22 protein-coding genes are annotated in these 24,342 nt (G+C 73.8%); 13 read left to right on the top strand and 9 right to left on the bottom strand.

The annotated features are described in order from the left end of the window. Positions 1-84 precede the first annotated feature (84 nt). The gene (locus GA0070611_RS31335) at positions 85-255 is read left to right on the top strand and encodes a hypothetical protein (protein WP_167604439.1); all 171 of its coding nucleotides are present in this window, start codon (positions 85-87) and stop codon (positions 253-255) included. Between the two features lie 64 nt (positions 256-319). On the opposite strand, the gene GA0070611_RS17620 is transcribed toward GA0070611_RS31335, so the two are convergent. The 8 genes from GA0070611_RS17620 to GA0070611_RS17585 form a co-directional block, all read right to left on the bottom strand. Next, entirely contained in the window at positions 320-1,435 is a 1,116-nt protein-coding gene (locus GA0070611_RS17620) for an acetate/propionate family kinase (protein ID WP_091665602.1), read from the bottom strand. Next, entirely contained in the window at positions 1,432-3,504 is a 2,073-nt protein-coding gene (gene pta, locus GA0070611_RS17615; RefSeq protein ID WP_091665599.1) for a phosphate acetyltransferase, read from the bottom strand. The genes GA0070611_RS17620 and pta overlap by 4 nt, the downstream gene beginning before the upstream one ends. Before the next feature lie 77 nt (positions 3,505-3,581). Further along, complete coding sequence (locus GA0070611_RS17610) at positions 3,582-4,283, bottom strand: DUF998 domain-containing protein (RefSeq protein ID WP_197675729.1); 702 nt, start codon at positions 4,281-4,283, stop codon at positions 3,582-3,584. 101 nt (positions 4,284-4,384) lie between these two features. Beyond that, positions 4,385-4,564, bottom strand: coding sequence for a DUF6104 family protein (locus GA0070611_RS17605; protein WP_089009804.1), 180 nt, complete (start codon positions 4,562-4,564; stop codon positions 4,385-4,387). Positions 4,565-4,629: 65 nt separating this feature from the next. Beyond that, on the bottom strand, positions 4,630-8,367 hold the full coding sequence (locus tag GA0070611_RS17600; protein WP_091665597.1) for a multifunctional oxoglutarate decarboxylase/oxoglutarate dehydrogenase thiamine pyrophosphate-binding subunit/dihydrolipoyllysine-residue succinyltransferase subunit: 3,738 nt from the start codon (positions 8,365-8,367) through the stop codon (positions 4,630-4,632). A 255-nt stretch (positions 8,368-8,622) separates the two neighbouring features. Beyond that, positions 8,623-9,441 (bottom strand): ABC transporter permease, encoded by an 819-nt coding sequence (locus GA0070611_RS17595; RefSeq protein WP_091665595.1) that lies wholly within the window; start codon positions 9,439-9,441, stop codon positions 8,623-8,625. Then, a complete protein-coding gene (locus GA0070611_RS17590; RefSeq protein ID WP_091665593.1) occupies positions 9,438-10,376 on the bottom strand; it encodes an ABC transporter ATP-binding protein in 939 nt (312 codons plus the stop codon). Before GA0070611_RS17590 ends, GA0070611_RS17595 begins: the two co-directional genes overlap by 4 nt. Positions 10,377-10,539: 163 nt before the next feature. Then, positions 10,540-11,196 carry a hypothetical protein gene (locus GA0070611_RS17585; protein ID WP_091665590.1) on the bottom strand — a complete coding sequence of 219 codons (657 nt, stop codon included), beginning with the start codon at positions 11,194-11,196 and terminating at the stop codon, positions 10,540-10,542. A 152-nt stretch (positions 11,197-11,348) separates the two neighbouring features. Between GA0070611_RS17585 and GA0070611_RS17580 the strand changes: the two genes are divergently transcribed. The 9 genes from GA0070611_RS17580 (at position 11,349) to GA0070611_RS17540 (ending at position 20,466) form a co-directional block, all read left to right on the top strand. Continuing rightward, on the top strand, positions 11,349-12,125 hold the full coding sequence (locus GA0070611_RS17580; protein WP_091665588.1) for a GNAT family N-acetyltransferase: 777 nt from the start codon (positions 11,349-11,351) through the stop codon (positions 12,123-12,125). Further along, positions 12,122-12,967 carry a lysophospholipid acyltransferase family protein gene (locus GA0070611_RS17575; RefSeq protein ID WP_091665585.1) on the top strand — a complete coding sequence of 282 codons (846 nt, stop codon included), beginning with the start codon at positions 12,122-12,124 and terminating at the stop codon, positions 12,965-12,967. Before GA0070611_RS17580 ends, GA0070611_RS17575 begins: the two co-directional genes overlap by 4 nt. Before the next feature lie 108 nt (positions 12,968-13,075). Then, a complete protein-coding gene (locus tag GA0070611_RS17570; RefSeq protein ID WP_091665582.1) occupies positions 13,076-13,912 on the top strand; it encodes a DUF4097 family beta strand repeat-containing protein in 837 nt (278 codons plus the stop codon). After that, positions 13,909-14,517, top strand: a complete 609-nt coding sequence (locus tag GA0070611_RS17565) for a PadR family transcriptional regulator (RefSeq protein ID WP_091665580.1) — start codon at positions 13,909-13,911, stop codon at positions 14,515-14,517. Before GA0070611_RS17570 ends, GA0070611_RS17565 begins: the two co-directional genes overlap by 4 nt. Before the next feature lie 81 nt (positions 14,518-14,598). Next, on the top strand, positions 14,599-15,300 hold the full coding sequence (locus GA0070611_RS17560) for a response regulator transcription factor (RefSeq protein WP_091665578.1): 702 nt from the start codon (positions 14,599-14,601) through the stop codon (positions 15,298-15,300). Next, a complete protein-coding gene (locus GA0070611_RS17555) occupies positions 15,297-16,853 on the top strand; it encodes a HAMP domain-containing sensor histidine kinase (protein WP_091665576.1) in 1,557 nt (518 codons plus the stop codon). The genes GA0070611_RS17560 and GA0070611_RS17555 overlap by 4 nt, the downstream gene beginning before the upstream one ends. Before the next feature lie 62 nt (positions 16,854-16,915). Then, a complete protein-coding gene (locus GA0070611_RS17550) occupies positions 16,916-18,463 on the top strand; it encodes a trypsin-like peptidase domain-containing protein (RefSeq protein ID WP_091665574.1) in 1,548 nt (515 codons plus the stop codon). A 145-nt stretch (positions 18,464-18,608) separates the two neighbouring features. Next, positions 18,609-19,280, top strand: a complete 672-nt coding sequence (locus GA0070611_RS17545; RefSeq protein ID WP_091665571.1) for a BON domain-containing protein — start codon at positions 18,609-18,611, stop codon at positions 19,278-19,280. Positions 19,281-19,404: 124 nt separating this feature from the next. Next, positions 19,405-20,466: a glycosyltransferase family 4 protein gene (locus GA0070611_RS17540; protein ID WP_091673081.1), complete on the top strand. Its 1,062-nt coding sequence runs from the start codon at positions 19,405-19,407 to the stop codon at positions 20,464-20,466. Positions 20,467-20,473: 7 nt separating this feature from the next. On the opposite strand, the gene GA0070611_RS17535 is transcribed toward GA0070611_RS17540, so the two are convergent. Further along, positions 20,474-21,943: a serine/threonine-protein kinase gene (locus GA0070611_RS17535; RefSeq protein ID WP_091665568.1), complete on the bottom strand. Its 1,470-nt coding sequence runs from the start codon at positions 21,941-21,943 to the stop codon at positions 20,474-20,476. Positions 21,944-22,120: 177 nt separating this feature from the next. On the opposite strand from GA0070611_RS17535, the gene GA0070611_RS17530 reads away from it, so the two are divergent. From GA0070611_RS17530 to cutA, 3 genes are read left to right on the top strand one after another with little or no spacing between them, the layout of a single operon-like run. Then, complete coding sequence (locus GA0070611_RS17530) at positions 22,121-22,951, top strand: patatin-like phospholipase family protein (protein ID WP_091665566.1); 831 nt, start codon at positions 22,121-22,123, stop codon at positions 22,949-22,951. After that, positions 22,951-24,000 carry a 1-acyl-sn-glycerol-3-phosphate acyltransferase gene (locus GA0070611_RS17525; protein WP_091665563.1) on the top strand — a complete coding sequence of 350 codons (1,050 nt, stop codon included), beginning with the start codon at positions 22,951-22,953 and terminating at the stop codon, positions 23,998-24,000. The genes GA0070611_RS17530 and GA0070611_RS17525 overlap by 1 nt, the downstream gene beginning before the upstream one ends. 9 nt (positions 24,001-24,009) lie before the next feature. Then, positions 24,010-24,330: a divalent-cation tolerance protein CutA gene (gene cutA / locus GA0070611_RS17520; protein ID WP_091665561.1), complete on the top strand. Its 321-nt coding sequence runs from the start codon at positions 24,010-24,012 to the stop codon at positions 24,328-24,330. Positions 24,331-24,342 lie beyond the last annotated feature (12 nt).

The raw sequence follows: 24,342 nt of genomic DNA, 5'->3' as shown, positions 1-24,342 counted from the left end.
TCCGCGTCACCACTCGGCCGGTGTTCCGTGAGCACCGGCCCGGCGGGACCTTCCGGCCGGCCGAGCTTCGCTATGGTCACGCGCATGGCTGAGAACCACACCGACCCCAGCGGCAACACCGCGCAGTTCCGCGCCTTCGTCGACGCGCCGGACACGGCCGCGGCGGCCCCGACTCCGTCCCGGCTGCCGCTGATCGCCGGCATCGGCGCGGCGGTCGTGGTCGTCGCCCTGGTCGCCTGGCTCGCGCTCGCCTGAGCGCGCCGGGGGAACCTGCCCCACCGGCTGCGCCCCTGCTGCTCCCCCTGACCCAGGACCGGGCTCAGCGGCCCAGTACGTCCCGGGTCTCCCGAGCGATCTCCCGTTCCTCGTCGGTGCCGATCACGCAGACCGTGACCTCCGCCCCGGCGGGTGAGATCACCCGGTCGCCGTCGGCGGCGTTGCGGGCCGGGTCGACGGCGACGCCGAGCCGGTCCAGGCCGGCCAGCGCGGCCTCGCGTACCGGCGCGGCGTGCTCGCCGACCCCGGCGGTGAAGGCGATCGCGTCCACCCGGCCGAGCAGGGCGTAGTACGCGCCCACGTAGCCGGTGATCCGGCGGCAGTAGACGTCGAAGGCGAGCGCGGCGGCCGGGTCGCCGGCGTCCCGGCGGGCCAGCACCTCGCGCATGTCGTTGACGCCGGTCAGGCCGAGCAGGCCGCTGCGGTGGTTGAGCAGGTCGTCGATCTCGTCCACCCCCAGGCCGCCCTCGCGGCGCAGGTGGAACACGATCGTCGGGTCGATGTCGCCGCTGCGGGTGCCCATCACCAGGCCCTCCAGCGGCGACATGCCCATCGAGGTGGCCACGCTCCGGCCGCCCTCGACCGCGCAGGCGCTCGCCCCGTTGCCCAGGTGCAGGGTGATGGTGTTCAGCTCGGCGTACGGCCGGTCGAGCAGCTCCGCCACCCGGCGCGAGACGTACGCGTGCGACGTGCCGTGGAAGCCGTACCGGCGGATGTCGTGGCGCTCGGCGGTCTCCCGGTCGATCGCGTAGGTGGCCGCGGCCTCGGGGAGCGTGTGGTGGAACGCGGTGTCGAAGACGGCCACCTGTCCGACGTCCGGCAACGCCTCCCGGGCCACCCGGATGCCGGCCAGGTTCGCCGGGTTGTGCAGCGGGGCGAGCGGCACCAGTTCCTCGATCGCGGCGATCACCGCGTCGTCGATCAGCACCGGCGCGCTGAACCGCCGGCCGCCGTGCACCACCCGGTGCCCGACCCCGGTCAGCCCGTCGAGGTCCAGCCGGTCGATGATCCCGCGGACCGCGCTCTCGTGGTCGGCGGGCCCGCCACCGGGCTCGCCGACCCGTTCCACGGTGCCCTTGTCGAGGACCCGCTCGCCGTCGTACAGCCGGTACTTGACCGACGAGGAGCCGCAGTTGAGGACCAGGATGCGGTCGGTCACGCGAGCTCCTCCGAGAGTGCGGCGGCCTGGATGGCGGTGATCGCCACGGTGTTCACGATGTCCGGCACGGTGGCGCCCCGGGAGAGGTCGTTGACCGGTCGCCGCAGGCCCTGCATGACCGGGCCGACCGCCACCGCGCCGGCCGAGCGCTGCACCGCCTTGTACGTGTTGTTGCCGGTGTTCAGGTCCGGGAAGATGAAGACCGTGGCCCGTCCCGCCACCGGGCTGTCCGGCAGCTTGGTGGCCGCGACCTGCGGGTCGATCGCCGCGTCGTACTGGATCGGCCCCTCCACCAGCAGCTCCGGCCGGCGTTCCCGGACCAGCCGGGTGGCCGCCGCGACCTTCTCCACGTCCGCGCCGGAGCCGGAGTCGCCGGTCGAGTACGACAGCATCGCCACCCGTGGCTCGATGCCGAACCGGGCCGCGGTGTCGGCCGAGGAGAGGGCGATGTCGGCGAGCTGGGCGGCGTCCGGGTCCGGGTTGACCGCGCAGTCGCCGTAGACCAGCACCCGGTCGGCGAGCAGCATGAAGAAGACGCTGGAGGCCACCGAGACGCCGGGCACGGTCCGGATGATCTCGAACGCCGGCCGGATGGTGGCCGCCGTGGTGTGGGTGGCCCCGGAGACCATCCCGTCGGCCCGCCCGGCCTGCACCATCATGGTGCCGAAGTAGTTGGGCTGGGCCACGATGTCGTGCGCCAGCTCCACCGTCACGCCCCGGTGGGCGCGCAGCTTCGCGTACGCCTCGGCGAACTCGTCGCGCCACTCGCTGGTCCGCGGGTCGACCACCTGCGCGTCCCCGAGGTCGATGCCCAGCTCCCGGGTGCGCCGGGCGACCTCGTCGGGGCGGCCCAGCAGGGTCAGGTCGGCCACGCCCCGGCGGAGCAGGATCTCGGTGGCGCGCAGGATCCGTTCCTCGGTGCCCTCCGGCAGCACCAGCCGGCGGCGGCGGGCCCGGGCCCGGTCGATCAGGTCGTTCTCGAACATCAGCGGGGTGACCCGTTCGGACCTGCTGACCCGCAGCCGGCGGGCCAGGTCGACGGTGTCCACGCAGCGTTCGAAGGCACCGAGCGCGGCCTCCACCTTGCGCGGGTTGTCCACGCTGGGTCGGCCCTCGATCCGGCTGGACGCGGCGACCGTGTCGTAGCTGTCGCTGGTCACCGAGAGCACGGCGAGCCCGGTGCCCAGCCGGTCCAGCAGCCGCATCGCCCGCGGGTCGGGCTGTTCGCCGAGGGTGAGCACCAGCCCGGCCAGCGAGACCTGCCCGGCCACGTGCGCCGCGCCGGCCGCCACCAGCAGGTCGGCCCGGTCGCCCGGGGTGATCACCAGGGCCCCGTCGGTGAAGTGGTCGAGCAGCGTCGGCACGTGCGCCGCGCCCACCACGAAGTCGAGCACGTCGCGGTCGAGCGCGGCCTGGTCGCCGGCGAGCAGAGTGGCGCCGAGCGCCGCCGCCACCTCGGCCACCGTCGGCGCCGACACGGCCGCGACCTCCGGGATCGCGTACGCGGGGACGGGCAGCTCCGGCAGCGTCATCGGCTCGGGCACCCGGTTGGCCACCACGGCCACCACGGTCGCGCCCAGGTCCGCCAGGTCGTGGTACGCCCCGCGCACCGCCGCGGCGATCGCCTCGGGCGGCTGCCCGTACCCGTCGACCACCGGCACCACGACGCTGCCGAACTCGGTCGCCAGCCGGGCGTTGAAGGCCAGCTCGCGGGGGCCGGCGCCGTCCCCGTCGGCGAAGTCGCTGCCGACCACCACCACGGCCGGGCAGCGCCGCTCGACCACCCGGTAGCGGGCCACGATGCGGGAGATCAGCTCCTCCCGCCGGCCGTCCGCGACCAGGGCGGTCGCCTCGGCCCAGGTGCAGCCGTACAGCTCGTCGACGGGGATGTCGACCCGGTAGCGCTCGGTGAGCAGGGCGAGGATCTGGTCCGGCCCGCGCCCGGGGACCAGCGGCCGGAACGCGCCGATCCGCTCGACCTGGCGGGAGAGCAGCTCGGCCAGCCCGAGGGCGACCGTCGACTTGCCCCCGCCCGAGCCCACGCTGGTCAGGTACACGCTGCGCGCCACGACCCCACGCTACAAGATCGCGCCCTACCTCGCCCGGGTCCTTGGGCCCGGGCCCGCTCACCCCGGAACGCGCCCGGTCAGGGTCGGGCCGGTGCGGGGGCGGGCCGCTCGACGCCGGTCTCGTCGGTGGGCGTGGCGGCCCGCAGCAGGGCGTCGCTCTTGGCCAGCCAGGCGGCGGCGAAGGCGAACACGGCGACCGTCTCGCACCACAGCACCGGCTTGAGTTCCTGCCGGACGTCGGCGGGCAGCAGCGCGCCGGCCAGGGCGCCCCCGATGGCGAGCAGGATGAGCGCGCCGCAACTCCGGTAGAAGCGGACGGCCGCCGGGCGGGGCGGCACGCCGACCCGGTCCGGGCGGGTGAAGAGGAAGAGGCAGAAGACCGCGAGCAGGACGAAGAGCGTCGCGGCGGCCACCTGGTGCACCACGCCGACGAGCCGGTCGCCCTGGCCGGTGCTGCCGGCCGGCGCGCCCATCGTGGTCGGGCAGAGCGCCACCACCACGGCGAGCACCCCGGCGACCGTGCCCAGCAGGTCGTCGGGGCGGCGGTAGCGGTAGCTGATCAGGAACACCCCGATGGCGCACAGCGCGCCGACGAAGACGTCCCGCACCTCGGTGTAGTAGTAGCCGCTGAGCGAGTCGACGAGCGTGAGCCGCCCGACGGCGACCATGTGCCCGACGATCAGCACCAGCGGCAGGGCGATGCCCACCACGCCGACGCCCAGCCGGAGCTGGCGTACGGTCAGCGCGTCCTGCGGTGGCCTGCGGGTTCCGGTGTCCATCTGCGTCCCCCTCCGTCGCGCCGGGGTGCGGCCGGGATGCACCCGCCGCTTCCCTCAAGTGGACGCGACGAAGGGGACGGCGTCAATCGGTCACCGGTCGGTCACTCGTCGTCCTCGTCGTCCAGCCGGGCCAGCCAGGTGGCGAAGCGCTCGATCGGCGTCTCGAACTCCGGGTTCAGGTCGACGAAGTCGCGCAGCCGCTCGCCCAGCCACTCCAGGCTGACCTGCTCGTCGCCCCGGCGCTCGACCAGCTCCTCGATGCCACGGTCGGTGAAGTACACGATTCGTCCTCTCGTCGTACGGCAGCGGCCCGCCCCGGTACCGGGGCGGGCCGCTGCCGATCAGGTCACGGGCGGGGGAGCGCCGCCTCGATCAGCGCGTTCTGCTCGACCTCGTGCATCTTCGCCGAGCCGACCGCCGGGGCGGCGGCGGCCGGGCGGGAGATGCGCCGCAGCCGGACGTCGCTCAGGTGCTCCAGCAGGTTGAGCGCCACGAACGACCAGGCACCCTGGTTGGCCGGCTCCTCCTGGACCCAGGCGAAGTCCTCGGCGTTCGGGTACTGGGCCAGGGCGGCCCGGATCTCCTCGACGGGCAGCGGGTAGAGCTGCTCCATCCGCAGGATCGCGGTGTCCGTGACGCCCCGCTCCTGCCGGGCCTGGAACAGGTCGTAGTAGACCTTGCCCGAGCAGAGCAGCACCCGCTTCACCTGCTCCGGGGCCGGGGCGGCGGTGTCGCCCAGCACCGGCTGGAAGGTGCCCGAGGTGAAGTCCTCCACCGGCGAGACGCAGAGCTTGTGCCGCAGCAGCGACTTCGGCGTGAACACCACCAGCGGCTTGCGCTTCGGCGACAGGGCCTGGCGGCGCAGCAGGTGGAAGTAGCTCGCCGGGGTGGTCGGGATCGCCACCCGCATGTTGTCCTCGGCGCAGAGCTGGAGGAACCGCTCCGGGCGGCCGGAGGTGTGGTCCGGGCCCTGGCCCTCGTGCCCGTGCGGCAGCAGCAGGGTGACCGCGGAGCGCTGGCCCCACTTCACCTCGCCGGACGAGATGAACTCGTCGATCACCGACTGGGCGCCGTTGACGAAGTCGCCGAACTGGGCCTCCCAGGCCACCAGCGCGTTGACGTTCTCGACCGAGTAGCCGTACTCGAAGCCCATCGCGGCGTACTCGGAGAGCAGCGAGTCGTGCACGAAGAAGCGGGACCGCTCGCCGTCGCCGGTGAGCGACTTCAGCGGCAGGTAGTCGTCACCGGTGTTCGAGTCGACGATCGAGGCGTGCCGCTGGACGAAGGTGCCCCGGCGGGAGTCCTGCCCGGCGAGCCGGACGGTGACCCCGTCGTGCAGCAGCGAGCCGAAGGCGATGATCTCGCCGAAGCCCCAGTCGATGCCGCCCTCGACGGACATCTTGCGCCGCCGCTCCAGCAGCTGCTGGATCCGCTTGTGCGGGGTGAAGCCCTCCGGCAGGTTGACGTGCGCCTCGCCGATCGCCTTGACCACGCTGGCGTCGGTCGCGGTGTCGACCTGCGGCTCCGGCTCCTCCTCGCGCTTCGGGCGGCTGAGCTGGCGCGGCGTGGTGGCCGCGTCCCGGGTGGCCTTGAAGACCCGCTCCAGCTGGCCCTGGTAGTCGCGCAGCAGCTCCTCCGCGTCCTCCACGGTGATGTCGCCCCGCCCGATCAGCTCCTCGGTGTAGAGCTTCCGGACCGACCGCTTCGAGTCGATGATCTTGTACATCTCCGGGTTGGACATCGAGGGGTCGTCGCCCTCGTTGTGCCCGCGCCGGCGGTAGCAGACCATGTCGATGACGACGTCCTTGTTGAACGCCTGCCGGTACTCGAAGGCGAGCCGGGCCACCCGGACGACGGCCTCGGGGTCGTCGCCGTTCACGTGGAAGATCGGCGCCTGGATCATCCGGGCCACGTCGGTGCTGTAGAGGCTGGAGCGGCTGTACTCCGGCGCGGTGGTGAAGCCGACCTGGTTGTTGACCACCACGTGCACGGTGCCGCCGGTGCGGTACCCGCGCAGCTGGGACAGGTTGAGCGTCTCGGCGACCACGCCCTGACCGGCGAACGCGGCGTCGCCGTGCACCGCCAGCGGCAGCACGGTGTAGCCCTCGAGCTTGAGGTCGATCCGGTCCTGCTTGGCCCGGACGATGCCCTCCAGCACCGGGTCCACGGCCTCCAGGTGCGACGGGTTGGCCACCACCGACACCTTGACCGCGTGCTCGCCGTCCGGGGTGGTGAACTTGCCGTTCTGGCCGAGGTGGTACTTCACGTCGCCCGAGCCCTGGGTGGAGCGCGGGTCGAGGTGCCCCTCGAACTCGGAGAAGATCTTCTCGTACGGCTTGCCGACGATGTTGGCCAGCACGTTGAGTCGGCCCCGGTGGGCCATGCCGATGACGACCTCGTCGAGCCCGGCCTCGGCGGAGGACTCCAGCACCTCGCCGAGCAGCGGGATCAGCGACTCGCCGCCCTCCAGCGAGAAGCGCTTCTGGCCGACGTACTTGGTCTGCAGGAAGGTCTCGAACGCCTCGGCGGCGTTGAGCCGGTTGAGCACGTGCTTCTGCTCGTCGCGGCTGGGCTTCTCGTACTTGCGCTCGATCCGCTCCTGGATCCAGCGCCGCTCCTCCGGGTCCTGGATGTGCATGTACTCGATGCCGACCCGGCGGCAGTACGAGTCGCGCAGCACGCCGAGGATCTCGCGCAGCTTCATCCGCTGCTTGCCGGCGAAACCGTTGACCGGGAAGACCCGGTCCAGGTCCCACAGGGTCAGCCCGTGCTGGAGGACGTCCAGGTCGGGGTGCTTGCGGATCTTGAACTCGAGCGGGTCGGTGTCGGCCATCAGGTGCCCGCGCACCCGGTACGCGTGGATCAGCTCGTGCACCCGCGCGGTCTTGTTGATCTGGCCCTCGGAGTTGACGGCCACGTCCTGCACCCAGCGCACCGGCTCGTACGGGATGCGCAGCGAGGTGAAGATCTGGTCGTAGAAGCCGCGCTCGCCGAGCAGCAGCTCGTGCATCACCTTGAGGAACTCGCCGGACTGGGCGCCCTGGATGATCCGGTGGTCGTAGGTGCTGGTCAGTGTGATGATCTTGCTGACCGCCAGCTCGGCCAGGGTCGCCTCGCTCATGCCCTGGTACGGCGCCGGGTACTCCATCGCGCCGACGCCGATGATGGCGCTCTGCCCCTGCATCAGGCGCGGGATCGAGTGCACCGTGCCGATGCCGCCCGGGTTGGTCAGCGAGATCGTGGTGCCGCCGTAGTCCTCCATGGTCAGCTCGTTGCGGCGGGCGCGCCGGACCACGTCCTCGTACGCCTGCCAGAACTGCCGGAAGTCCATCTGCTCGCAGGCCTTGATGGAGGGCACCACCAGGTTGCGGGAGCCGTCCGGCTTGGCCAGGTCGATGGCGATGCCCAGGTTGACGTGCTCCGGGCGGACCATCGCCGGCTTGCCGTCGACCTCGGCGAAGGAGTTGTTCATCTCCGGGTGCTCGACGAGCGCCCGGACCATCGCGTACCCGACCAGGTGGGTGAAGCTGACCTTGCCACCACGGCCACGGGCCAGGTGGTTGTTGATCACGATGCGGTTGTCCACCAGCAGCTTCGCCGGGACCGCGCGGACGCTGGTCGCGGTCGGCACGGCGAGCGAGGCGTCCATGTTCTGGACGATCTTCGCGGCGACACCGCGCAGCGGGGTGGTGCCGGCGGCGCTGGCGGTCGGCGCCTTGGCGGCCGGCCTGGCCGGGGCGGCCTTCTTCGCCGGGGCCGAGGCGGCCGGCTTGGCGGCCTGCTCGGCCGGCTTGGCGGCGGGCTTCGCCGGGGCGGCGGCCGGCTTGGCGGCCGGCTTCTGCGTGACCTGGGCGACCGCTTCCTGCTGCTCGGCCGGCTCCGGCTCGGCGGCCGGCGCGGGCCGCGCCTCGGGGCGCGGCGTGGCCGCGCCGGGGGAGGGTCGGTAGTCGGCGAAGAAGTCGTGCCAGGCCGAGTCGACGCTCGAGGGGTCGGCGAGATAGCGCTGGTACATCTCCTCGACGATCCACTCGTTCGGGCCGAAACCCGCCAGTGGGTTCTCCTGCGAAGTCTGCTGGGTCGACACGGCCGCTAATCGCCTCTTTCACGCGGGTTCGGTATGTCACGCGGTGTCATCCGCCGCCGATTCCGGGCACACGGGACGGGTCCCAGGCTACGCCGTGGAAAAGGCGCAGGCATTCTCGCCTCCGGCTGGTGGTCCGTTTCACAGAAGATGCCAGAAGTTCGGCAAACGCTGCGTGTCCCGTCGACTCCTGCTAGAGCACGGACGGCCCCGGTCGGTGACGGGTGGTCACCGGCCGGGGCCGCCTCGCCGGTCGACTCAGGAGATGTCGCGCCGGCGGATGGTCATGATGCCGATCGCGCCGGTCACGACGGCGTAGCCGATCAGCACCGCCGCCCCCGCCCAGCGCGGCGGGTTCCCGGGGATCTCGGCGCCGGTGACCATCAGGCTGGAGGCCAGCGACGGCACGAGCAACTGGAGCTTGTTGATCCAGTCACCGAACTTCTGGGCCAGCAGGCCGATCGCGATGGCGGCGCCGATGGTGCCGCCGAGGTAGAGCAGGATGCCGGTCACCGTCGCGCCGATCTGGCTGCGGATCAGCACGCCCAGCCCGACGCCGAGCACCGACCAGAGCAGGAAGGCCAGCCCGTTGAGGGCCACCGCCCGCCAGACGGCCCCGCTGCCCAGGTGCGCGCCGACGTCCACCGAGTGCAGGACCAGCGGACCGAAGATCAGGTTGAGCACCGTGGTGCCCAGCCAGAACACCAGCGCGAGGACGCCCGCGGCGACCAGCTTGGCCACCATCACGGCGCTGCGGTGCGGCGCGGTGAGGAACGTGGTGGTCACCGTCTGGTGGAAGAACTCGCTGGTCACCACCACGATCCCGAGCAGCATCACGATGAGCAGCCCGAAGAACTGGCCGTTGGTGTAGAAGTTGGCGGCCAGGCTGTCCGCGCTGGCGGCGGCCTGGATCTGGTCGGCCTGCTCGGCCGGCGCGTCGCTCATGTTGGTCAGCGTCTCGGCCTGGAGCCAGTTGAACAGCAGGCTGAGGCCCCAGAGCGGGAGGGTGATCAGGGCGAAGATCCACCAGGTGTTGGTGGTACGGATCTTGAGCAGCTCGGAGCGGACCAGGTTCATCGGATCTCCGCCTTTCCGGCCGTCAGTTCGAGGAAGACCCCTTCCAGGTCGGGACGCTCGGTGGCCAGCTCGTGCAGCTCCACCTTCGCGGCCAGGGCGACCCGGCCGACGGTCGGGGCGTCCACCCCGGTCACCAGCAGCGCGCCGTGCGCGTCGGTGTCCACCGTCGCCGACTGCTCGCGCAGCGCGGCGGTCAGCTCCTCGGCCTGCGGGGTGCGCACCCGCACCCGCCCGCCGTGCGCCATCGAGCCGATCACCTGGTCCACCGGACCCTGCCGGACCAGCTTGCCGGCCGCGATGATCACCACGTCGTCGGCGAGCAGCTGCATCTCGGAGAGCAGGTGGCTGGAGACCAGCACCGTGCGCCCCTCGGCGGCCAGCCCCTTGAGGAAGCCGCGCATCCAGCGGATCCCCTCCGGGTCCAGGCCGTTGGCCGGCTCGTCGAGGATCAGCACCTGCGGGTTGCCCAGCATCGCGGCGGCGATCCCGAGCCGCTGCTTCATGCCCAGCGAGTAGCCCTTGAACTTGCGCTTCGCCGCCGGGGTCAGCCCGACCAGCGCCAGCGCCTCGTCGGCCCGCTGCGCGGGCAGCCCGGCCGCCGCGCAGATCACCCGCAGGTGGTTGATCCCGGTGCGGCCCTTGTGCGCGCTGGACGCCTCCAGCACCGCGCCGACCGAACGCAGCGGATCGGCCAGGTCGGCGTACCGGTGCCCGGCGATGGTGGCCGTACCGGCCGTCGGCGTGACCAGGTTGAGCAGCATGCGCAGGGTGGTCGTCTTACCGGCGCCGTTCGGGCCGAGGAAGCCGGTCACCCGACCCGGTTCGACGGTGAAGGACAGATCGTCCACCGCCCGGACGTTCTTGTACTGCTTGGTCAGTCCGGACACCACGATCTGGCCGGTCCCGGCGCTGGGGCTCCACTGCCCGTCGGACATCGTTCTCCTCTCCTGCCGCGGCGCGCGGGGCACGCCGCTGGGACGCCGTTGCGGAAGGCGCCGTGGCACAGCCTGGCAACCCCGCGCAACCTGGTCAATCAGGCGAGGTACCTACGTTCTCCTCCCGCCGGGGAAGGAGGGCGTCATCCTCAGGGAGGAGAGATCAGGCCGGCGGGAGCGCGATCCAGGTGGCCCGGGCGTACCCGAGGAGGTCGCCGTCCGGGCCGTACAGGCTGGAGTGGACCTCGGCCTTGCGGCCCGCGCCGCCGACCTCGACCCCGGTCACCACGCACGCGTCGCCGGGGCGCGGCAGCGCCCGCACCACCGCGGCGATCCGGCCCAGCACGTACGGGCGGCCGGGGGCGATCACCGCCCAGCCGCCGGGACAGTCCAGCGCGGCCCAGACCGTCGCCGGCACCACCTGCTCCGGCGCGCGGAACGGCGCGGCGGTCCGCCCGTCCGGCAGCCGGCCGGGGAAGATCCGCAGCCCGTCCGGGCGCTGCGGACCGCAGACGTAGCAGCCCGGGAAGGGGTGTTCGACCAGTCCCGGGTACGCCGCGGCGGCGGCCTCGGCGGTGGCCCGGTCGACCGGCGGGACCACGGCGGTGAACTCCTCGACCCGGCGTACCTGGGCGACGACCTGGCCGTCCGGGTCGCGGACGTCGTCGCCGTCCACGGTCAGCGGGGTGTCCAGCGGCGGCGGCCGGCGCAGCGTGACCTCCACCGGCCCCCGGTCGTCGACGACCGCCGCGAAGACGCCGGCGCTCCAGCCGCCGTTGCCCGATCCGGCCGGCCCGTGGAACCGGGATTCGATGATCATGCTCGTCCTCCGCCGTCACTCCCGGGCCCGGCCGCGTCGCCGGCCCGCCCGCAGCCTCGCACGGACCGCCCCACCGGCGTGTCGGCGGCCGTTCACCGGATCGACGCGCCCGGTCACCGACGGCGGCAACCCGGGGCACCTACACAGGGGACATGGCCGTTCTGCACGCCGCTGGCGCACCCCTGACGACCAGCGGATACACCCTGCTGATCGCCGACGACCCGACCCTGGTCGCGGCCGCGCAACGCCTGCGTCACGAGGTGTTCGCCACCGAACTCGGCGCCGTCCTGCCCCCGGACGCCGCCGGCCTGGACACCGACGAGTTCGACGCCCACTGCGACCACCTGGTGGTGCTGCGGGAGGGGACCGGCGAGGTGGTCGGCACCTACCGGCTGCTCCCGCCCGGACGCACCGACCGTCGGTACGCCGACACCGAGTTCGACCTGACCGCGCTCGCCCCGCTCCGCGACCACCTGGTCGAGGCGGGGCGCTCCTGTGTGCACCCGGACCACCGGTCCGGTGCCGTGATCAACCTGATGTGGGCCGGGATCACCCGCTACCTGCACCTGCGCGGCTCGCGCTGGCTCGGCGGCTGCGCCTCGGTGCCGGTGGCCGACGGCGGGACCGCCGCCGCCGAGGTCTGGGCGCAGGCCACCGCGCGGCACCTCGCGCCGCCGCCGCTGCGGGTCGCCCCCCGGCGGCCCTGGTTCGCCGAGGCGCCGGCCGTCGCCCCGGGCCCGGTCGACCCGGCGGCGCGCCGGGCGCTCGTCCCGCCGCTGCTCCGCGGCTACCTGCGGCTCGGCGCGTGGATCGGCGGGGAGCCGGCGTACGACCCGGACTTCGGCTGCGCCGACTTCTACGTGCTCTTCTCGCTGGACCGGATGAACCCGCGCTACCTGCGGCACTTCCTGGGCGGGGAGCCGTCGTGACCGGCGGGACGCTGTGGCGGCCGGTCTCCGGCTGCGGCCCGGACTGCCTGCCGGGCACCGGCGGCCCGACCGTGCCGTCCACCGTCCGGGCCGCCCGGCTGCTCGGCGTGCTCGGGATGCTGCTGGTCGGCGCGGCGCTGGCCGTGCTGCTGCCGGTGCTCCCGGCGCCGGAGCGGCGGGCGGCGCTGGGCGGCTGGGCCCGGGGCACCTTGCGGGTCCTGGGCGTACGCCTCTCGGTCCGGGGCCGGTTGCCGCGCCGCCGGGCGCTGCTGGTCGCCAACCACGTCTCGTGGCTTGACGTGCTGGCGGTGCTGGCGGTCGCGCCGGCCCGGCTGCTGGCCAAGCGCGAGGTGCGGGACTGGCCGGTGGTGGGCCTGCTCGCCAGGGCGGCCGGCACCGTCTTCGTGGACCGGTCCCGCCCGCGTGAGCTGCCGGCCACGGTGGCCCGGGTGGCGGCCACGCTGCGGGCCGGCCACCCGGTGGCCGTGTTCCCGGAGGGCACCACCTGGTGCGGGGCGGCGAGCGGTTGCCGGCCGGCCCGGGGGTTCCGGCCGGCGGTGTTCCAGGCGGCGGTGGACGCCGGTGCCCCGGTCGTCCCGCTCCGCCTCGGCTACCGGTGTGCCGGGGCCGGGCCGGTGGCCGCCTTCCTGGGTGAGGAGACGCTCTGGACGTCGCTGCGCCGGGTGCTCGCCGCCCCGGAGTTGACGGTGACGGTGGCGGTGGGCGCGGCGCTGCACCCGGACCGGGACGCGGACCGCCGGGTGCTGGCCCGCGCCGCCGAGTCGGCGGTGCACCTGACCCCGGTCCGGTTGCGCGCCGTGGAGCTGGATCTCGCCGCCTGACCAGTACGCGACATATCGCGTAACAGTCTTGTTCAGTCGCGATGTATCGCGTTACTCTTCGGGTGTTGCTCGACGTGCCGACGGCGCGTCACCGAGGGGAGGACACCCATGGCCAGCTGGACGGTCGACAGCCCGCAGCGGATCACCCTGGACGAACCGGTCACCCGGCTGGACGTCCGCCTCATCACCGGCCGGCTCAACGTGGTCGGCACCGACGGCCCGGCCCGGGTCGACGTCACCCGGGTGAGCAGCCGTCCGGTCATCGTCGAGGTGCGCGACGGCCGGCTGAGCGTCCGCCACCCCCGCCCGCCGCGCTGGCCGGGGCTGCTCTGGTGGCTGGGGCAGCTCGGCCGCCGGTTCCGCGCCGAGGTCTCCGTCGCCGTCCCCGCCGACGTGCTCGCCGACCTGCAACTGGTCGACGGCGCGCTGGTCGCCTCCGGCCTGCGCCGGGACACCACCGTCGACGTCACCTCCGGGCAGGTCACCCTGATGGGGCTGCGCGGGCGCACCGTCGCCAAGCTGGTCTCCGGGCCGGTGGAGGCGCTCGGTGTCGGCGGCGACCTGACCCTGGACACCGTCTCCGGCGAGCTGATCCTCGCCGACAGCGCCCCCGAGCGGGTCCGGGCCACCACCGTCTCCGGGGCGATCACCTGCGACCTGGACAACCCCCGGGGCAGCGACATCCGGCTGACCACCATCTCCGGCGGCATCACCGTGCGGGTCCGCGAGGACAGCGACCTCACCGTGCACCTGAACACCACCTCCGGCCGGATCACCAGCGGCTTCCCGCAGGTCACCACGAAGTCGGGGTTCGGCCCGATGAAGGACAGCCACGGCGTGCTCGGTGGCGGCGCGGGTAAGCTCTCGGTCTCCGCCACCTCGGGCAGCATCGCGCTGCTGGCCCGGCCCGTCGCGGACGACGCCGACCTGGAGGAGCAGCCGTGACCGCCGTGTTCAGCCACGGGCGGCTCCGGCTCTACCTGCTCAAGCTCCTCGACGACGGTCCCAAGCACGGCTACGAGCTGATCCGGCTGCTGGAGGAGCGCTTCCTCGGCCTGTACGCGCCGAGCGCCGGCACCATCTACCCCCGGCTCCAGCGCCTGGAGACCGAAGGGCTGGTCACCCACACCGCCGCCGGTGGCCGCAAGGTCTACGACATCACCGACGGGGGCCGCGCCGAGCTGCGGCAGCGCGCCGGCGAGCTGGCCACCCTGGAGTCCGACATCAGTGCCTCCGTGGAGGACCTCGCCGCCCTCGCCGGGGAGATCCAGACCGAGGTACGCGGCTCCGTGCGCGACCTCAAGCGGGAGCTGCGCGAGGCGGCCCGGCAGACCCGACGGGAGCCGCCGCCGGTGCGTACCGCCGGGCCGGCCGTCCGGCCGGCGGCCGGTGAGTCGCCGCTGCTCGCCGAGTTCGACCAGCGGCTCGCCGCGTTCACCGTCGAGGTCGGCGCGCTGGTCCGCGCCGGCCGCCTCACCGACGTGCAGCTGCGCACCGCGATCCGGGTGCTCGACGGCGCGCTGGACGGCCTGCGCCGCCTGCTCCGCTGACCCCGCCCGGCGGCGCGGCTCACAGGTTGTTTCCAGGAAGCACCCAGCGCGACCGCAGGGTGAGCGCGGATGATGGGCCCCATGGTGGCTACCCAGACCGAGGCCCGACTGCTCGTCGTCGAGGACGACCCGAACATCCTCGAGCTGCTCTCCGCGAGCCTGCGCTTCGCGGGCTTCGACGTGGCCACCGCGACCAGCGGCAGCGCGGCGCTGAACGCCGCCAAGGACCACCGGCCCGACCTGGTCGTCCTCGACGTGATGCTGCCCGACCTCGACGGCTTCGAGGTCATCCGGATGCTCCGCGAGGGCGGTACGCGTACCCCGGTGGTCTTCCTGACCGCCCGGGACGCCACCGACGACAAGATCCGGGGGCTGACCCTGGGCGGCGACGACTACGTCACCAAGCCGTTCAGCCTGGAGGAGCTGACCGCCCGGATCCGCGCCGTGCTGCGGCGTACCGCCACCGGCGAACACGCGCCCTCCCGGCTCACCTTCGCCGACCTGGAGCTGGACGAGGAGACGCACGAGGTGCACCGGGCCGGCCAGCGGGTCCAGCTCTCGCCGACCGAGTTCAAGCTGCTGCGCTACCTGATGCTCAACGCCAACCGGGTGCTGTCGAAGGCGCAGATCCTCGACCACGTCTGGAACTACGACTTCCGGGGCGACGACAACATCGTCGAGTCCTACATCTCCTACCTGCGGCGCAAGGTCGACAACAGCCAGCCCCGGCTGATCCACACCCTGCGCGGGGTCGGGTACGTGCTGCGCAAGCCGGCGGCGTGAACCTCGTCGAGGAGGGCAAGGGACGGCTGCGGAGCATCCCGCTGCGGGTCAAGCTGGTCGCGGCGGTGCTCGCCCTGGTCGCCGTCGCCCTGGTCGTGATCAGCGGGCTGACCGCGTTCCTGCTCCGCAACTACCTCATCGGTCAGGTCGACGACCAGCTCCGCGGCGGCGTGACCAACACGGCCCGGCTGCTCAACGAGGCTGGCGGCAGTCCGGTGAAGGTGACCATTCCCTCGGACTTCGTCGCCGCCCAGGCCACTCCGGGTGAGGGCGTGGACGCCCCCACCCGCTACACCGGGCTCCGGGACGAGGAACTGCCGCCGTTCCCCACCGACTACGCCGGCTACCAGGCGCAGGAGGGCGACCCCTTCACCGTCCGCTCGGTGGACGGGCGGACCCGGTGGCGGATGTACTACGCGTCGCTGCCCGACGGTCGCGTCATCGCGTTCGGACAGCACCTCATCGCCGTCGACCAGTCCGTCCGGCAGTTGGTCTGGATCGACCTGCTGGTGGGCGGGGCGGTGCTGATCATCCTGGCCTCGGTGGGCGCGGGCATCGTACGGACCAGCCTCAAGCCGCTGGTCGAGATAGAGCGCACCGCGGCCGCCATCGCCGGTGGCGACCTCACCCGCCGGGTGCCCGACCCCGAACACGGGCGGGACTGCCCCACCTCCGAGCTGGGCCGGCTGTCCCGGGCGTTGAACGCGATGCTGGCCCAGATCGAGGCGGCCTTCACCGCCCGGGCGGCGTCCGAGGCGGCGGCGCGTACCGCCGAGGTGGGGGCGCGGGACGCCGCCGCGGCGGCGCAGGCCTCCGAGGCCCGTGCCCGCCGCTCCGAGGAGCGGATGCGGCAGTTCATCGCGGACGCCTCGCACGAGCTGCGTACCCCGCTGACCACCATCCGGGGCTTCGCGGAGCTGTACCGGCAGGGTGCGGCCCGGCAGCCCGAGCAGACCGCCGGCCTGCTGCGCCGGATCGAGGACGAGGCGGCCCGGATGGGGCTGCTGGTCGAGGACCTGCTGCTGCTGGCCCGGATGGACCGGGAACGGCCGATCTCGCTGGCCCCGGTGGAGCTGCCGGTGCTCGCCTCCGACGCGGTCCAGGCGGCCCGGGTGGTCGACCCGGAGCGCCGGATCGAGCTGGAGATCGAGCCGGGCGTGGGGCCGCTGGTGGTGCTGGGCGACGACGCCCGGCTGCGTCAGGTGATCGGCAACCTGATGACCAACGCGCTCACCCACACCCCGCCGGACGCCGCGGTGACCCTGCGGCTGCGGGCCGAGCCCGGCAACCTGGCCGTGGTGGAGGTCGCCGACACCGGTTCCGGGCTCACCCCCGAGCAGGCCGAACGGGTCTTCGAACGGTTCTACCGGGTGGACGCCGCCCGGACCCGGCGGGCCGGCGGCCCGACCAGCACCGGGCTCGGCCTGGCCATCGTCGCCGCGCTGGTCGCGGCGCACCACGGCACCGTCGAGGCGGTCGAGACGCCGGGCGGCGGGGCGACCTTCCGGGTCAAGCTGCCGCTGCTGCCGGAGACGCCCGAGACCGGCGAGTGACTCCCAGAAAACTTTCAGGCGGGTTCCAGGGTGGTCGCAGAGCGAGCGGGCAAGGTGGAGCCATGACCGAGCACGAGACCGACCCGCAGCGGACGCCGGCTCCCGCCGACGCCGAGCCGTCGCACCCCACCGCCGAGCTGCCCCGCACCGGAACCGGGCAGTCGGACTCGACCACCGAGCTGCGCGCCCAGGGCGGGCAGCCCGACACGGGCTCCGCCTCCCCGGCCGCCGCGCCGGTTCCGGCCGACTCCCCGGCCGCCGGAACCGCTGCCGGCGCCACCCCCGCCCACCCGGCCGCCGAGGCCGGCCCGAGCCACAGCGGCTCGCCGTACGCGCCGCCGCCGGTGACCCCGTCCGCACCGCCGTACCAGGGGCAGCAGCCGTGGTACGGGGGGCAGCAGCAGAACGCCTGGGCGCAGCAGGGCGGGTACCCGCAGTCCGGTGGCTACCAGCCGCACGCCGGCCCGGTGCCGCCGTACCAGTCGTCGCAGCCGTACGGGCAGCCCCACCAGCCCCACCAGGCCGGCCAGCCGTGGGGGCCGCAGCAGCCGGCCCGGCCGAGTCGGGCCGGGAAGTTCGTCGGCGCGGGCGCGCTGGTGCTGGCCCTGATGCTCGGCTCCGGCGTGGCCGGCGGCGCGCTGGCGCTCGCCGTGGACGGTGGCGGCGGCACGATCACCCGCACCTACTCGGCCGCCCCGGTGATCAACAGTGCCGACCTGCCGAAGATCGCCGCCTCCGTCCAGGACAGCATCGTCACGATCATGACCGGCAGCGGTGAGGGCTCCGGGGTGATCCTCACCGCCGACGGGTACGTGCTGACCAACAACCACGTGGTCGCCTCCGCCGACGGCGACACCGTGAAGGTCGTCTTCGCCGACGGCAAGAGCGCCCAGGCGAAGATCGTCGGGACCGACCCGAAGACCGACCTCGCGGTGGTCAAGGCCACCGGGGTGAACGGCCTCAAGGCGGCCAAGTTCGGCGACAGCGACGGCATGCAGGTCGGTGACCAGGTGCTCGCCCTGGGCAGCCCGCTCGGCCTGCAGGGCTCGGTGACCGCCGGCATCCTCAGCGCCCGGGACCGCACCATCTCCGCCGGTGAGGGCGGCCAGCAGCAGAACCCGCAGCAGGGCGCCAGCTCGATCTCCGGCCTGCTGCAGACCGACGCCCCGATCAACCCGGGCAACTCCGGTGGCGCGCTGGTCAACACCCGCGGCGAGGTGATCGGCATCAACACCGCCATCGCCACCGCCGGGCAGGGCAGCAACGGCAACATCGGCGTCGGCTTCGCCATCCCGAGCAACAAGGCCAAGGACGTGGCCGAGAAGCTCCAGCGCGGCGAGAAGGTCAGCCACCCGTCGCTCGGCGTCAGCGTGAACGCCGCCGAGGACGGCGGGGCGCTGGTCGCCGCCGTCACCCCGGGCAGCGCCGCCGACAAGGCCGGCCTCCAGCGCGGCGACGTGATCACCAAGTTCGGCGACCAGCCGATCAACGACTCCAACGACCTGGTCGGCGCGGTCCAGGCCGGCAAGGTCGGCGACAAGGTACAGGTGGAATTCAAGCGGAACGGTTCCGCCCAGACGGCAACCGTGACGCTCGCCGAGACGTCATAACGACACAGACCTTCCCTCCTGAAGGGGCGGCGGGTGGCGGAGCCAAGGGGGTTGGCTCCGCCACCCGCCGCCCCGCTCCTCGTTCGCGGGGGTTCACCCCGGGCGGGTGAGCCCGGCTCACCCCGTCGGGCGGGAGGGTCGGGGCATGACGACCAGCGCCACCCTGCGTACCGATCCGGAGATCCAGCGGGACGTGCTCGCCGAACTCGACTGGGACGCGCAGACCCGGCCGACCGAGATCGGGGTGACCGTCGCCGACGGCGTGGTGACGTTGACCGGGCAGGTCGACAGCTACGCCCGGCGCTGGGCCGCCGAGCGCTGCGCCCACCGGGTGGCCGGGGTCCGCGCCGTCGCCAGCGACCTCGAGGTACGCCTGCCGGCGGCCGAGCTGCGCACCGACGCCGACATCGCGATCGCCGCCGGCCGGGCGCTGGAATGGGACAGCTTCGTGCCCGCCGAGCGGCTCGACGTGACGGTGGCCGACGGCTGGGTGATGCTCCGCGGCGAGGTGGAGTACGGATTCCAGCGGCGTACCGCCGAACGGGAGCTGCGCCGGTTGCGCGGCGTACGCGGCGTCACCAACCTGGTGGAGGTCCGCCCGCCCGCGCCACCGAGCGACGAGCAGAACCGGCGCGACCTGCGACGGGTGCTGTTCCGGCGGACCGGCACCGAGCGGATCGAGGTGCGGGTCAGCGGCGACACCGTGTGGCTCGACGGGGTGGTCCGCTCCTGGTGGCAGCGGGAGGAGGCGGACCGGGCGGCCTGGGCCACGCCGGGCGTCCGCGAGGTGCACGACGCGATCGTGGTGACCGGCTGACCCCACCGTTTACCGACGGTCGCGTCGGGAAAGCGCCGCCGATCCGGCACGCCGGGACCATCGGGGAGGACTCGTGGCCGTGAACCACCTGCCGTCGGAGGGCGCCCGGCCGTTGCGGATCGCGATGGTGGTGCCGCCCTGGCTGTCGGTGCCACCGCCCGGCTACGGCGGCCTGGAGCAGGTGGTGGCCGGTCTGGTGGACGCGCTGATCGACCACGGCCACGCGGTGACCGTGTTCGGCGCGGGCCAGGCCCACGGCACCGCCGCCGACTTCGTCTCCACCTGCCCGGAACTCCAGTACGACCGGCTCGGCGAGTCACTGCCGGAACTGGCCCACCTGGCCCACGTCAACCGGCTCATCGACGCCGCCGACTTCGACGTGGTGCACGACCACACCACCATCGGCCCGCTGGTCGCCGGCCGCCGGGCCGTGCCCACCGTGGCGACCGTGCACGGCAACCCGGTGGGCGAGTACGGCACCGTGCTCGGCGACACCGACCACGGGGTGGGGCTGATCGCCATCTCACACGCGCAGCGCCGGGCCAACCCGGACCTGCCGTGGGTCGGCACGGTGCACAACGCGATGCCGCTGCACGACTTCCCCCACAAGCGCGCCCCCGGCCGGGGGTCGGTGCTCTGGCTCGCCCGGTTCAGCCCCGACAAGGGCCCCGACCTGGCCATCCGCGCGTGCCGGGCGGCCGGCCTGCCGCTCACCCTGGCGGGCAAGTGCAACGAGCCGGCGGAACGCCGCTACTTCACCGAGGTCGTCGAGCCGATGCTGGACGAGGACGTGACCCTGGTGCTCAACGCCGACCGGGCGGCCACCCTGCGGCTGCTGCTCGACGCCCGCTGCCTGATCATGCCGATCCAGTGGGAGGAGCCGTTCGGCATGGTCATGGTGGAGGCGATGGCGACCGGGACGCCGGTGGTGGCGCTGCGCCGGGGTGCCGTGCCCGAACTGGTCCGGCCCGGGGTGACCGGGCTGGTCTGCGACCGGCCCGACGAACTCCCGGCGGCGCTGCGCGAGTCCTGCCACCTCGACCCGGCCGACTCCGTGGCGCACGTGGCGGAGAACTTCTCGGTGGAGCGGATGGCGCTCGGCTACGAGTCGGTGTACCGGACCTTCCTGGCCACCCGGACGGCGTACCCGGACCGGCGGCAGCCGATGTCCGTGGTGGCCCGCTGACCGCCGCTCAGGTCCGGGCCGCCGCCAGCGCGACGGCCGCGTCGTCGAGCTGGCGGGCGTACGCCGGACTGATGCTGCCCTCCCGCTGCCGCTCGGCGATCTTGCCGCGGAGCCGGTCCACGGCGGTGGCCTGGTCGGGTGTGCCGGCGGCAGCGGTGGCGTTGCGCACCAGGTTGCGCAGGTCGACGCCGACGTCGCTGCGGATCTGCCCGCTCGCCAGGCCGGACTCGATCAGGCCGTCGAGCCGGTTGGCCGCCTCCACCACGGAGACCGCGGCCGGTGCCGTCGTCGTCGGCGCGACGGACCGGGCCGGTCGGGTCGGCCGGGGCGACGGGGTCACCGGGCCGGTCGGGTCCACGCTCGACGGTGTCGTGCCGGGCACGAGCACCGGCCCGGCGGGCGGCAGCCCTCGGGCCGGTGGCTGCCGGTCCGGGATCAGGGCGGGGACCAGCAGCGCCGCCCCGGCGACCAGCACCACGCCGGCCCCGGCCACCAGCAGCGGCCGGCGGCGGCGGTCGGCCGGCCCGGTGGCGGCCGGCGGGGTGGGCACCGTCGGCGCCGGGCCGGGCTGCGAACGCTGCTCCCGGGGCAGCGCCGGCAACGTCATCGTCGGGGCGAGCATGGTGGCCGCCTGCGGGTCGGCGGGGAGCAACTGGTCCCGCAGCGCCGCCGCCACCTGGTGCGCCGTCGGCCGCTGCCGGGGCTCCCGGGCCAGGCAGCGCAGGCAGATCTGCGCGACCGGCGCGGGCAGGCCGGGTACGCCGTCGAGCGTGGGCGTTCCGCCCTCGGCCAGCGCCGCGCTGAGCTGCTCCCAGGTGTCCGCCGGGTACGGGACCTGGCCGGTCAGCGTCTCGAAGAGCAGCACGCCCAGCGAGTAGACGTCGGTGGCCGGCTGGGCCGGGGCCCCGTCCAGCCGCTCCGGCGCCACGTACGCCGGGGTGCCGAAGGTGCCGCCGTCCTCGTCCTCGTCCGGCGCGCCGACCCGGGTGGCGATGCCGAAGTCGAGCACCTTGGCGCCGACCCGGGTCATCATCACGTTCGCCGGGGTGATGTCCCGGTGCACGATGCCGAGGCGGTGCGCGGCGGCCAGCGCCTCGGCCACCTGCGCGCCGGTCTCCACCGCCTGCGGCCAGGGCAGCGGCCCCTCGGTGAGCCGGTGCTCCAGCTCCTCGCCGGCGAGCAGTTCCATCACCACGAAGGAGGTGATGCTGCCGTCCGGCGCGACCGTCTCGCCGTAGTCGTGCACGGCGGTGACGTGCGGATGGACCAGCTGGGCGGCGGAGCGGGCCTCCTCGCGCACCATGTCCCGGAACCGCGCGTCGGCGGCGAGCGAGGGCGCGAGCACCTTCACCGCGACGACCCGGTCGAGCACCTCGTCGCGGGACCGCCAGATCACCGACATGCCGCCGGCCCCGATCTGGTCGATGAGCCGGTACCTGCGGGCCAGCAGCCTGCCGGCGTGCAGTGACGCCTTCACATCGCACCTGCCTGGGCTTGGGAGCGGTATCAGGTTGCGCGAATGTGTCCGGCCTGTCAACGGCCGTCCCGTCCGGGCCGGGCCGGACCCTCCGGTCGCCGTCGCGGCCGGTGACGGCCTGCTCACCGGGGCCGGCTCGGCCGGGCCGACCGGCGGCGGCGTGCCAGGATGAACGACATGGCAGGTGGTCCGGTGGCGTTCGTGCTCGGTGGCGGCGGGGTGCTCGGCGCGGTCGAGGTGGGCATGCTGCGTGCCCTGTTCCGGGCCCGGATCCGGCCCGACATGGTGCTCGGCACCTCGATCGGCGCGGTCAACGGCGCCCTGGTGGCCGCCGACCCCACCGAGGCGGTCACCGACCGGCTGGTCCGGCTCTGGGCGTCGCCCGAGGCGAGCGAGGTGTACGGCGACTCCGTCGCCCGGCAGCTGCGCCGCTTCGCCGCCCGGACCCACCTGCACTCGCCCCGGCCGCTGCGCCGGCTGCTGGAGAACGAGCTGGGCGAACAGACCACCTTCGCCGACCTCAAGGTGCCGTTCCGCTGCTGCGCGGCGAACATCGAGCGGGCCGCCGAGCACTGGTTCCACAGCGGACCGCTGGTGCCGGCGGTGCTCGCCTCGGCCTCCGTACCCGGGCTGCTGCCGCCCACCGAGATCGACGGCCGGCACTACATCGACGGCGGGGTGGTCAACTCGATCCCGGTCGGCGAGGCGGTCGCGGCCGGCGCGACCCAGGTCTTCGTCCTCCAGGTCGGCCGGATCGACCGGGAGCTGACCCCGCCCCGCCGGCCCTGGGAGATCGCCCAGGTGGCCTTCGAGATCGCCCGGCGGCACCGGTTCGCCCGGGAGATGGCCGCCGTGCCCGACGGGGTCGAGGTGCACGTGCTGCCCACCGGCGGGCTGGAGCCGCGCGACGACAGTCCGTGGGCGTACCGCGACATGGCGGCGGTGGGGCGGCGGATCAGCCGTGCGTACACCGCCTCCCGCCGTTACCTGGACTCCCTGGCCCGCTGATGCCGCTGCCACCCCGCTGGGTACGCCGGCTGCTGCTCGCGCCCGGCGCGGTGCTGCTGGCGGTCGCGGTGCTGGTCACCCTGCCCGGCTGGGCCCTGCTGGCGCTGGCCGCGTCGCCGCTGGTGCCGGGCCGGCTGCGCCCGCTGCGGCTGCTCTGGATCGGCACCGTCTACCTGGTCTGGGACGCGGCGGCGCTGCTCGCCCTCTTCGGGCTCTGGCTGGCCTCGGGCTTCGGGGCGTACAAGCGCTCGCCGTTCTTCCAGCGGGCCCACTACGTGCTCGCCGGGCGCTTCCTCCAGGTGCTGTTCTGGCAGGCCCGCTGGACGCTGCGGTTGAGCATCGACGTGGTCGGCACCGACCCGGACACCGCGCTGCCCGGCCGGCCCGAGCTGGTGCTCTGCCGGCACGCCGGGCCCGGCGACTCGTTCATCCTGATCCACGCGCTGGTGAACTGGTTCCACCGCGAACCCCGGATCGTGCTGAAGGAGAGCCTCCAGTGGGACCCGGCGGTCGACGTGCTGCTCAACCGGCTGCCCAACCGGTTCATCGCGCCCGGTCCGGACGGCCGTGACTCGGTGGTCCGGCAGATCGGTCACCTGGCCACCGGACTGGACGACGACGACGCGTTCGTGATCTTCCCGGAGGGCGGCAACTTCACCCCCGGCCGGCGGCTGCGGGCCATCGCCCGGCTGCGCTCGCTCGGCCTGGAGCGGATGGCCCTGCGGGCGGAGCGCATGCAGCACGTGCTGGCCCCGCAGCCGGGTGGACTGCTGGCCGCCCTGGACGCCGCCCCGGACGCCGGGGTGATCTTCGTGGCGCACACCGGGCTGGACCGGATGCTCACCGTCACCGACGTGTGGCGGGAACTGCCGATGGACAAGCGGATCGTGATGCGCTTCTGGTCGGTGCCCCCGGAGGAGGTGCCCGCCGGCAGGCAGGAGCGCATCGACTGGCTCTTCGACTGGTGGGCCCGGATCGACCGGTGGATCGCCGCGAACCGGGACGGGGCGGCCGCGGACCGCACCGTGCCCGACGGCGACGCCGCGTAGGGTGCGCTGGTGGAGCAGATCTGCGTGGTGACGACGGTGGTGGACGCCCGCCAGGTGGCGGACGTGCTGGCCGCGGCGGCCGTCGCCGCCCGACTGGCGGCGTGCGCCCAGGTCGGCGGGCGGGTGGACAGCACCTACTGGTGGCGGTCCGCGATCGAGACCACCACCGAGTGGTCGGTGCAGTTCAAGACCGCCCCGGACCGGGTCGAGGCCTTGGTCGACCAGGTCCGCGCCAGCCACCCGTACGAGGTGCCGGAGGTGCTGGTGACCCGGGTGGAGAGCGGGAACCCGGACTACGCGGCCTGGGTGCACGAGCAGACCCGGCCCTAGGTACCCCTACTC

It is taken from the genome of Micromonospora auratinigra (genome assembly GCF_900089595.1).
GTDB classification, from domain to species: Bacteria; Actinomycetota; Actinomycetes; order Mycobacteriales; family Micromonosporaceae; genus Micromonospora; species Micromonospora auratinigra.
Note: the sequence above shows the minus strand (reverse complement) of the source record. Positions and strands in the feature narration are given on the sequence as shown.

What these genes read in the sequence shown, in the direction of transcription:
- GA0070611_RS31335 (WP_167604439.1), top strand. Translation starts at nt 85, where the DNA reads ATGGCTGAGAACCACACCGACCCCAGCGGCAACACCGCGCAGTTCCGC.
- GA0070611_RS17610 (WP_197675729.1), bottom strand. Translation starts at nt 4,283, where the DNA reads ATGGACACCGGAACCCGCAGGCCACCGCAGGACGCGCTGACCGTACGC.
- GA0070611_RS17595 (WP_091665595.1), bottom strand. Translation starts at nt 9,441, where the DNA reads ATGAACCTGGTCCGCTCCGAGCTGCTCAAGATCCGTACCACCAACACC.
- GA0070611_RS17590 (WP_091665593.1), bottom strand. Translation starts at nt 10,376, where the DNA reads ATGTCCGACGGGCAGTGGAGCCCCAGCGCCGGGACCGGCCAGATCGTG.
- GA0070611_RS17585 (WP_091665590.1), bottom strand. Translation starts at nt 11,196, where the DNA reads ATGATCATCGAATCCCGGTTCCACGGGCCGGCCGGATCGGGCAACGGC.
- GA0070611_RS17580 (WP_091665588.1), top strand. Translation starts at nt 11,349, where the DNA reads ATGGCCGTTCTGCACGCCGCTGGCGCACCCCTGACGACCAGCGGATAC.
- GA0070611_RS17570 (WP_091665582.1), top strand. Translation starts at nt 13,076, where the DNA reads ATGGCCAGCTGGACGGTCGACAGCCCGCAGCGGATCACCCTGGACGAA.
- GA0070611_RS17560 (WP_091665578.1), top strand. Translation starts at nt 14,599, where the DNA reads ATGGTGGCTACCCAGACCGAGGCCCGACTGCTCGTCGTCGAGGACGAC.
- GA0070611_RS17550 (WP_091665574.1), top strand. Translation starts at nt 16,916, where the DNA reads ATGACCGAGCACGAGACCGACCCGCAGCGGACGCCGGCTCCCGCCGAC.
- GA0070611_RS17545 (WP_091665571.1), top strand. Translation starts at nt 18,609, where the DNA reads ATGACGACCAGCGCCACCCTGCGTACCGATCCGGAGATCCAGCGGGAC.
- GA0070611_RS17540 (WP_091673081.1), top strand. Translation starts at nt 19,405, where the DNA reads ATGGTGGTGCCGCCCTGGCTGTCGGTGCCACCGCCCGGCTACGGCGGC.
- GA0070611_RS17530 (WP_091665566.1), top strand. Translation starts at nt 22,121, where the DNA reads ATGGCAGGTGGTCCGGTGGCGTTCGTGCTCGGTGGCGGCGGGGTGCTC.
- GA0070611_RS17525 (WP_091665563.1), top strand. Translation starts at nt 22,951, where the DNA reads ATGCCGCTGCCACCCCGCTGGGTACGCCGGCTGCTGCTCGCGCCCGGC.